This window comes from Chitinophaga sp., from assembly GCF_036569125.1.
Classification (GTDB): Bacteria; Bacteroidota; Bacteroidia; order Chitinophagales; family Chitinophagaceae; genus Chitinophaga.
Window position 1 is genome coordinate 1 of sequence record NZ_DATCRF010000250.1, and the last position, 9,743, is coordinate 9,743.

At 46.3% G+C, this 9,743-nt stretch carries 7 protein-coding genes; 2 read left to right on the forward strand and 5 right to left on the reverse strand.

The features are described from left to right. Positions 1-37 precede the first annotated feature (37 nt). A complete protein-coding gene (locus VIM87_RS09190; protein ID WP_331996699.1) occupies positions 38-1,861 on the reverse strand; it encodes a cytochrome-c peroxidase in 1,824 nt (607 codons plus the stop codon). Positions 1,862-2,101: 240 nt separating this feature from the next. After that, a complete protein-coding gene (locus VIM87_RS09195; protein ID WP_331996700.1) occupies positions 2,102-3,568 on the reverse strand; it encodes a hypothetical protein in 1,467 nt (488 codons plus the stop codon). Between the two features lie 164 nt (positions 3,569-3,732). On the opposite strand from VIM87_RS09195, the gene corA reads away from it, so the two are divergent. Then, complete coding sequence (gene corA / locus VIM87_RS09200; RefSeq protein ID WP_331996701.1) at positions 3,733-4,827, forward strand: magnesium/cobalt transporter CorA; 1,095 nt, start codon at positions 3,733-3,735, stop codon at positions 4,825-4,827. On the opposite strand, the gene VIM87_RS09205 is transcribed toward corA, so the two are convergent. The 3 genes from VIM87_RS09205 to VIM87_RS09215 form a co-directional block, all read right to left on the reverse strand. Beyond that, entirely contained in the window at positions 4,824-5,471 is a 648-nt protein-coding gene (locus VIM87_RS09205; RefSeq protein ID WP_331996702.1) for a hypothetical protein, read from the reverse strand. The genes corA and VIM87_RS09205 overlap by 4 nt on opposite strands. A gap of 33 nt (positions 5,472-5,504) precedes the next feature. Beyond that, on the reverse strand, positions 5,505-6,008 hold the full coding sequence (locus VIM87_RS09210; RefSeq protein ID WP_331996703.1) for a DUF2480 family protein: 504 nt from the start codon (positions 6,006-6,008) through the stop codon (positions 5,505-5,507). 114 nt (positions 6,009-6,122) lie between these two features. Continuing rightward, positions 6,123-8,222, reverse strand: a complete 2,100-nt coding sequence (locus tag VIM87_RS09215) for a peptidylprolyl isomerase (RefSeq protein ID WP_331996704.1) — start codon at positions 8,220-8,222, stop codon at positions 6,123-6,125. Positions 8,223-8,987: 765 nt separating this feature from the next. Between VIM87_RS09215 and nadA the strand changes: the two genes are divergently transcribed. Then, on the forward strand, positions 8,988-9,743 hold a 756-nt coding region (gene nadA, locus VIM87_RS09220), incomplete at its 3' end, for a quinolinate synthase NadA (RefSeq protein WP_331996705.1).

Consider the following 9,743-nt stretch of genomic DNA (forward strand, 5'->3'; position numbering starts at 1 on the left):
AAAGAAGTGTGTATACATTACTACGTTATGCGGGAAATTATTGAATGGCGGCAGTATCGGTTAAAGATTGCATAAAGGCGATCACATCCTGCTGCTCCTGCTGGTTCAGATGCAGTGAATCTGTAGGCAGAGTTTGTCCCTGTAGCTGCATACCCATGCCGGCGCCACCACCGTTATTGTAAAAAGTGATCACTTCTTCCAGCGTATTAAATACGCCGTTGTGCATGTAAGGCGCGGTAAGGGCTACATTGCGCAGGGTAGGGGTTTTAAATGCATAGCGGTATAGGGCTATGTGGTGCACATTATATTTTCCATTATCCGTATCTATTACCGGTTTATCTTTTATGGCAGGCACCCCGATAATTTCAGCTTCTGCTTTTGCAAAATCCGGCGGTGCTACGCCATTAAACAGCGGCATAAAATGGCAGGTGCCGCATTTGGCCTTACCCATGAAAATATTAAATCCTCTTTTTGCTTCCGCAGTCAGCCGGGTGGTATCGCCACGCATATATTCGTCAAAAGCGCTGTTTAATTTTATAAGCGAACGTATGTAGCTGGCAATAGCGCGCTGAATATTCTGAGGGTTGATCTGCGATGGCTGTACATCAAATGCCTTTTTAAATAACTGTTGATAACCGGTTTGCTGCTGCAGTTTCAGGGCTGCGGCTTTTAGATCGCCATGCATTTCTGCCCGGTTATGCACCACGGTATTCACCTGGTCTTCCAGGTAAGCTACCCGCTGATCATAGAACAACCCGGGCTGCAATGCAGCATTTAAAATAGTGGGAGTGTTGCGTATCACCGGCGCTTCCCCGTCCAGGGCTGCAGGGGTTTTCAGGCCGTCGGAAAATGCCTTGTGCGGATCATGACAGGTAGCGCAGGAGCGCTGCCCGTTATAGGAAAGCACACGGTCATAAAATAATTGTTTACCCAGGGTTATTTGATCTGCTGTAATAATTTGTGCCTGGTCAGGTGCGTAAAAGGTAACATCAAAAGCATCTTTGGCAAATGTATGGGAAGCGGCAGGGTCTAAAAAGTGAGGCAGCTGTGTATAAGGTATGTTCAATGCTTCACGCACCAGCTTTAAATTTATCATCAGCGGGTTCAGGTAGTTGCTGATCATATGCAAACGGTCCAGCGTATTAAAGTCAGTATGCGTTTGCAGGATTTGCCTGGCATTGGTAAATAATTCCTGCGTATGGTTAGCCAGCGCTGTGTTAATAAGCTGTACCCGCGTAGCATAAAAATGCCAGATGGTTTCCACACCATGCAAGGCTGCAGCGGCTTCCGGCAGGCTGTATTGCGCTTCCGGTGAGTCAAAACCACTCAGGCCCAGGGAGGAGATACGTAATACTTCCTGCCGCATGGCATCAAACAGCTGCGCATCTGTAAAATCCTGGCTGGCTGCCCGCATGCACACCCGCTGCAAATTAGCCCGCAGGCGTTGTGCTTCCTGCCGCAGCGCTGCTGTATCTGTGGTTTGTAAGGCGGGGAATAATAAGGCTTCCATCACCTGGAAACCTTCCGGCTGTACGGTCACATCTTTTTCATCGGCTTCTACTTCCTGCAAATTAGGGCCGTTAATAAAACGGTCAGTATAGGGCATGTAATAAGTAGTGAGCAGCTCCAGGGGTTTGTATGCCAGCCTGGCTGCAAAAAAGGCCTGCTGTAATTTTTGCGTTGGCTGGTGCTGTTCAATAGCCGTACATAGCGCAGCTACCTTCTGCTCCAGCTCATTTGCCTGGAACTGGTACCAGCGGCTGGCAGCCAAAGGCGCAGCGCTATCTGCCTTCAGGTCTATAATGCTGTAAGCCAGTATGGCCAGCAGTGTAACAGCTATCACTATAACGCCTATACGCATGTTGCAGGTTTGGTATGGAAAGTGGCGGCCAGAAAGAATGTAAAATCACAAATGCAAAATTTCAAATGTAAAAGTAAAATGCTGCGAACATGAATCTGTTCCAGGTATCACGGCATTTTACTTTTACATTTATGATTTATCTCGTTCATAAAGTCTTTTAAATGGTCTCTATGAACCTCCTTTGTCGGTTTAAAATTTTACATTTTACATTCTTTTTGGCCGCCCTGCTTTATCATTTAATTATCTCGGCAGTCCTTTGATCACTACTATCTCACTACCCTGGTCTTCATTTGCACGTTTAGCGCCGCCATCTGCACCTTTATAACGGGCGCCATGCCAGGTATGCGGTTGTATACACAGCGTAAAAACGTTATCCACACCAATTACACTGGAAATATCCACCAGTGATCCGTATTCCCAGCTACCGAACTTGGAAGTGGCGCTGCCATATTTGGCTGCATCCGGGGCAGTACGGTGGTGATCCAGCTCAAACACGGGTTTCAGCTGCTTGCTGGCAATGGTATACTGGTACACATACGCATCATGGTCTTCTGTGCCATAACCATTGGAATCTTCCTGTACATACACATAATTTTCCGTAACACACACGTTGTCAGGGTTCTGGAACTTATTGGCCGGGCCGTTATCATCATCCCCATCCAGTATTACTTCCAACTTGCCTTTTAAGGGGTCATTTGCATTCAGCACCAGGCGGTATACACGGCCCCATTGGGTGCGCGCGCCATCTGCATTGACACCGCTTACAGGCTGGCCGGTTACCGTAAAATATATTTCACGGCCATTGGCATCGCTGCCTTTGCGGTAATCCACATCTTCCACGCGACCGAACTTAATAGCCTTCAGCGGGTCAGTTAGCAGGGCTACCTGTGCACCGGTAAGGGTGCTGTCATATCTTACAAATTCCACATCGTAGGTGGAACCGGTTTTCATATCTGTTTCGCGCTGGTTGCCATCTACCCGGCGCAGCATAAACTGGCTGCCCTTTTGCAGGTCGCCTACCGTGTTGCTCATATACAGGAACACCTGGCCGCCGGAAGCATCTTCCGCATCTTCCCCGATCAGGATCACGGTTTTACCTGCATAGGTACCTTTAGGCAGGGGCACAGCATTTTCCGCACTTCTGAAGCCGAGTGCTTTCAGCTCATGCCCGGTGGCGGGGTTGCCGGCAGCTGCCAGCGGATCCAGCCCATGTACATTGCCTTCTACATTACTTTCCCCGCAGGTAAGGTACAGCGGGCCAAAGCCATGTATTTCCGGTGTAGCCAGGGTGGCAGAACATAAGCGCCACTGGCCGCCATCGGAGTTTAACACGTACTCGCCTTTTACAGGTTTAAATGTTTTGTCCAGCGTAATGCGGGATACGGAATAGTTATCCTCCTGGTTCACCAGCATTACATAGTTATCCCCCTGCTTCAGTATGCCGGAGCCATCGGCAGAGCCGCCAAATACATAATTGGGGCTTTGCGGCAGGGTATCATCACTGCTGATCAGGGAATACACTTCCAGGCCTTCAAAACCGGAGAGTTTTTTGATAAAAGCCGGTGTAACAGAATGGTTTTTCCATTCAATGCCGTTGTTGGGAGGGTTTTCAGTTCCTCCATCGTTGTCTTTACCGCAGGAAAGAAATAGTACGCTCGCAGTAAGGCCCAGTATGGGCAAGGTTTTTCCAAGGTTGATAGCTGACATGAGATTTGACCAATTTGAGCTGAAGATAAGGGGGCTATGTTATGCCTGGGTTACCATTATTTTATCTTAATTTGAATTTTGAAAAGTAGTACGAATAAGGTATGACCGGTGAATGTTTCCGCTTTCACCCCTGTATTTTTGCAGGACTGCATTAACTAACTGTTATGGCTAAACGTATATTGCCCATTCCGGATGCGTTAAATCCTTTTAAGGGAAAAAAGCAGCGCATCATGAACTACAATCCTGCCACCGGTGTTGCCGACCGCAAGCCCGTAGCAGAGGTAAAGATCACGGTGTTTGATTTTAAAGCCAATCATTGTGAAGAAGTGAAGCTGCAGGATGTAAAGCAGCTGTTACATTATGCGCAAACACCCGAAACAAGCTGGATCAATATTGACGGCATCCGCAAAGAAGAGATCCATACCATTTGTACCGGCTTCGGTATTCACTACCTCCTGGAGGAAGATATCCTGAATGTAGGCCAGCGCGCCAAGATGGATGAAATGGGCGATCATTTATTTTGCGTGCTGCCCATGATCTATTTCAATAAGCTTAGCTGTACTATTGAGCAGGAGCAGGTGAGCATTGTGCTGGGAAAAAATTTTGTGCTCTCTTTCCAGGAAGATTCCCATCGTGATGTTTTTGATCCCATCCGCGAAAAGCTGCATATTAATGGCTCCCGCATCCGCCTGGCCTTTGCAGATTATTTATGTTATTCTTTGCTGGATGTAATTGTGGATAGTTATTTTACAGTGCTGGATAAACTGGGTGAACGTATAGAGCTGATGGAAGATGTGGTGCAGCACGAAGCTAACAACCGCACCCTGGCCCGTATTAACCTGCTGCGCCGGGAGCTGTTATTGTTCCGCCGCGCTATTTCTCCCGTGCGGGAGCTGGTAAATGGATTTTTAAAAAGTGAAAGTCCTTTGCTGGATGAGCGTACCATGAAATATTACAAAGATGTGTTTGACCACATTGTGCATTGTAATGACCTTACCGATAACTATAAGGATATGGTGTTTAACCTGCAGGAGCAGTACCACACGCAGCTAAACCTGAAAATGAACGAGGTAATGAAGGTGCTGGCCGTGGTAACCACGCTCATGGCGCCCCTTACGGTAATAGCCGGTATTTACGGTATGAACTTCGATAACATGCCGGAGCTGCACTCACCCAACGGTTACTTCACCACCATTGCAGTGATGGTAGTGATCCTTATAATTATGATCATTCTATTTAAGAAGCGGGGATGGTTTTAGAGATGGTCGCTTTCCCAGTTCTCCAGTAAGCGGGTATTGGTATCGTACTTCCAGATAACAGGCTGCAGCTGGTTATTTTCGTCATACATGCCGCCGGCTATCAGTATGGTATGATCATTTACCCACACGGCCTGTTTAATAATAGTGGAGGGGCCGGTAAATAAAATACGTTCACGTTTTTTCGTTTGTACATTCACTAAAGCCACCTCCGTATCAGGCTCGCCGGATTCCAGCACTACTTTACCATGCGTGCCCTGGTGCAGAAAATTTCCATAGCTCACCATATCTATTACCCGGCTGCTGTCGGGGCTATACACAAAAAATTGCCGGAACTGTTCAAACCTCGCCACTTCCATAGAGGTAGTATCTATTGATCCCAGGGTATCTACCGTGGTACGTTCCAGGCTATCGGTCCCAAAGCTGCCGGCCATGCTGCTGTCTATCCAGCCTTTCCACTGTATCAGGCGCTGTTCTGCCCAGTTCTTAAGCGTGTCTTTGGGTGTGGACTTTATTATTTCGGCAGTGACACTGTCGCGTACAGGAAGTGTTGTTTTATTTTGATTGCATCCATTACAACCCTGCAGCAACCATATAGTAATGATGATAGCCGGTACTAAAAAATAACGGTGTTGGATGTAATGCATTCCAGGCAACAGTACACGTTTAATATTTACAGTTTATTTTTTCTTGTAGATGGGCACTGTGGAGCAGGGCTCTCCATACATAATGCTTTTTACTACAGGGCGCAGCAGGCGGGTGATCTCCACATAGGCAATTTCACCGGCGCCTTTATCCCCACAGCCTTTGATCACAACCCGTTTATCTGCAAACTCATTCACATCTATCTTATTCAGATTTTGCAGGAACAGGGTATTATGAATAAAGCCGGCATCGCCAAAAGCAGCGTAATGTGCTACCGGTTCCAGGTAGGTCATTATCAGCATGTAGGCCCAGCGGGGCACCACAGCATCGGCCGTGCAGGTAATGGCTACATTTTTATCGCGGTATTGCTCCCAGTCCAGGTTTTGCATAGCAGTACGGAAATCCTTTTCCTTCAGGATCATTTCCATGAACAGGTAATCCTTTATATCAAATACTACTATTTCTTCTTTGGGATAATAATCTTCCAGGTCCAGTGAAGTAAGTGCGCTCTGCGCTACTTTATTTACAATCTCATCCATAAAAATCCTTTTTCCGTATACGAATTTACGAAATATCCGGCCAACCCCGGTTAAAACAAAAAGCCCGGAACTTACGCTCCGGGCCTTTGCTATAATATGAGTCGTTTGTGAACCTTAGAAGAATTTACCGCGGTTATCCTGTACATCGCTCTGCTTTTTCAGCACTTCAAACAGCTGCTGATCCAGCATGGATTTAATACCCTGCTCATAAGCAGCACGTTGTGTGTTCAGGTCCTGTGCGGGTTGCGCGGCAGGCTGGTAGCTGTCTACTTTCAGCACATATACACCGGCAGTACCTTCAATAGGCGCAGATACTTTGGCAGTACCCCAGCTTTTGTTAAAGGCAGCACCTACTACTTTAGGCTCAAAACCTAAAGAAGGTACAAACGGTGTGCTGAAGCTGATACCCTCTGCTTTCAGTACCGGCTGGCTGCTGGATTTTGCAGCAGCGTCGATAGAAGCCGGAGTACCCAGCTTGGCGATCAGCTCTTCTGCTTTTTTGTGTTTTTTCACTTCTGCTTCTACCTGCGGTCTTACTTCGTCCAGGGAGGCAGTACCTTCTTTACGGATACCGGTTAATACCGCTACCACGTATTTGTTTTCAAAAGTGAAAACCTGGCTGGCATCGCCTTTCTTGGCTTCGTAAGCCCAGCGTACCAGCTCACGTGCCTGGCCAATACCGGGAATTACAAAATCCATCGGGCGGATATTATCTGCCAGACGTTTGTTATATCCTTTTTCCTGGATGTTTTTATCGAAAGATTTCTGATCGCGGTTCTGACCGGCAAACTCGCTGGCAGCAGCATATGCTTTACTGTCGGTTTCCTTACTTACATCCACCGGTTTGCTCAGGTAAGCCACTTTCACAGCAGGACCATAATTTTTCTGGTCCATTATTTCTATTACGTGGTAGCCGAATTGGGTCTTCACCACTTTTATCTCGCCTTTTTTACCATCAAACGCAAAATCTTTAAATTCTTTTACGAATTGGGTAGCCGGGGTAATGTCATATTCACCACCATTGGCTTTGCTACCCGGATCGTCGGAGTACTGCGTAACCAGGGCTTTGAAATCTGCACCACCTTTAATGGCTCTTTCAATACTATCAGCACGGTTATGTGCAATAGAATCGGCCAGGCCTTGCTGGGTACCTATTAATATATGACGCACTTTCACACTGTCCGGCATTACTTTACGGTCCAGCATTTTTGCCAGCACTAAGTAGTTGTTATCTATATAAGGACCATAGATACCGCCGATCGGTAAGTTCAGGATGGTATCTTTATTAGGTACCATCAGCGCACTTTTGGAAACATATCCATCGAAGTATTTTATTTCAGAATTACTGTTAATAAAACTTTCGATCTCTTTGGTAGTATCCATTTCCTGTTTCAGCGCTGCCAGCTGTTGCAGGGCAGCAGCAGAATCAGCGCCGGAAGGCAACGCATCAAAAGCTACATACTCAACCTTGCGGGCTTCTTCTGTTTTGAATAAGGATTTGTGTGCAGTTATATAATTATTAAGCTCACCGTCAGATACTTTAATAGTAGAATCTGCAATGGTAGCATAAGGCACGTTCACATAAGAAACGTTTGCTGTCTGGCTGTTCTCCTGCTGTTGTTCAGCGGCCAGCCATTTAGGATAATATACTGCCTGTTTTACCAGGGTCATATATTTCTGCTGCAGCTGTGTTTTGGAGATCATTTCTTCCAGCTGGTGCAGGGCCTGGCGCATTCTGCCGGTTTGGTCCTGTCCAATATTCTGTAATGCCCGTTGCATTTCTGCGCGGTCGAACTGACCGGTCTGCGGGTTGGTGAATTGCTGTACAACGATCGGGTTGGGGTTTTTACCATTGAACTGGTCTACTACCTCAGCCTCTGTTACATCTATGCCCAGTTTATCATACTGTGCCTGCATGATCTGCTCGTTCAGGAATTGGTTCCATACCTGCTCACGAATATACTGGCGGGTTTGCTCATCAATGTTGCCATTGGGCATTTGCTGGCGTGCACCGTTCTCAGCGTCTTGTATACGCTTCTGATAATCGGCGATCTCCAGCTCTTCACCATTAACTTTACCTACACTCGTGGAACGGCGGAATAGGGAATTCTTGCCAAAAAAGGCATCCTGCAGCAGGAAACTAACAATAGCAACGCAGATCACAACTATGATCACCACTGCATATTTATCCCTGATCTTCTGAATAACTGACATAATATTATATAGTATAAAATTTTAGGGAAAGCAAAAATAGAATAAAATAACTGTAACTGCAAAACAGTATTTTCCAGGTCCAAATGCAGTACAGTTAAGGGTTTCAGGCATATATCACCCTTTCGTTACAGGCGGTACATGCACAGGTTATCCACATTTTTGCAAATTTTAATGTATTTAAGGCACTGTCCGGTACATATAACGGAATTGGCCATGCATACAGATATAACAAACTATGCAGGCCGGAAAAATTTTTACGATTATTCACATTTTTGAAAACGGGCGCCGCCAATCCACATAAAATTGTTTATAACCATGAGCGCGCTATAAAACGAACGGGTGAGGCCCGGTTCACTTTCCGGGCCGGAATTTATCCACAGCTGTTGTGTAAAACCACCGTATAACCCGGTGAAAGGATGGTAAAAAGCATGGTTACGCACAGGTAAAACTAATTTTGTTATTGTGCCCGCTGGTTGTTTGGGTGGTAAAACAGCAAAAAAGGGGAAAGTTAACCCGCTCTGTTAACATTTTCTTAATACACACCCGGGTAGAAAGATGTACACGGAAAAGGATATCCACGGGTGTGGATGAAACTGGTAAAATCCAGTATGGTGGCCGATATACGTTGTTAATTTCCTGTGGATAGCTGAGTAAAAAAGAATAACAACTACCTTTGTATGCGATGAGAAAATTTAATTTCCACATATTCACCCCCCTAATAGTAGTGGGTTTTTCTTTTTTAAATAAATAACTAAATATATAATTATGATTAGGGAGCTCACGGAAGCGAAAAAAAATTTGCAACGTAATGGATTTTTGGATGTGCCCGTAAATGTGAACCTGGATCTGTTTGCGGAGATTGAAAGATTGAAAAAGGAAAAGAATGCGATCGTACTGGCGCACTATTACCAGGAGCCCGATATCCAGGATGTGGCAGACTACATCGGGGACAGCCTGGGCCTGAGCCAGCAGGCTGCCAAAACAGATGCCGATATCATTGTTTTTGCCGGCGTGCACTTTATGGCAGAAACCGCGAAAATATTAAGCCCGCAGAAAAAGGTGCTGCTGCCCGACCTGAAGGCAGGATGTTCCCTGGCCGACAGTGCCCCGCCGGAGCTGTTTAAAAAGTTCAGGGAAAAGTACCCGGACCATATCGTTATCTCATACATTAACTGCTCTGCAGGTATCAAAGCGCTCAGCGATATCATTTGTACGTCTTCTAATGCCGAAAAAATCATCGAAAGCGTGCCAGCTGACCAACCCATCATTTTTGCCCCTGACCGGAATTTAGGCAGCTATCTGATCAAAAAAACGGGTAGGGACATGGTGCTGTGGAATGGCGCCTGCATGGTGCACGAAATTTTCTCCCTGGAAAAGATCACCCGTTTGAAAGTTAGACACCCCAAAGCCAAGGTGATAGCCCATCCGGAATGCGAAGCTGCCGTACTGGAGATCGCCGATTACATAGGATCTACCACCGGTTTGCTGAAATTTACCCAAAAGGATGATGCCCAGGAATAC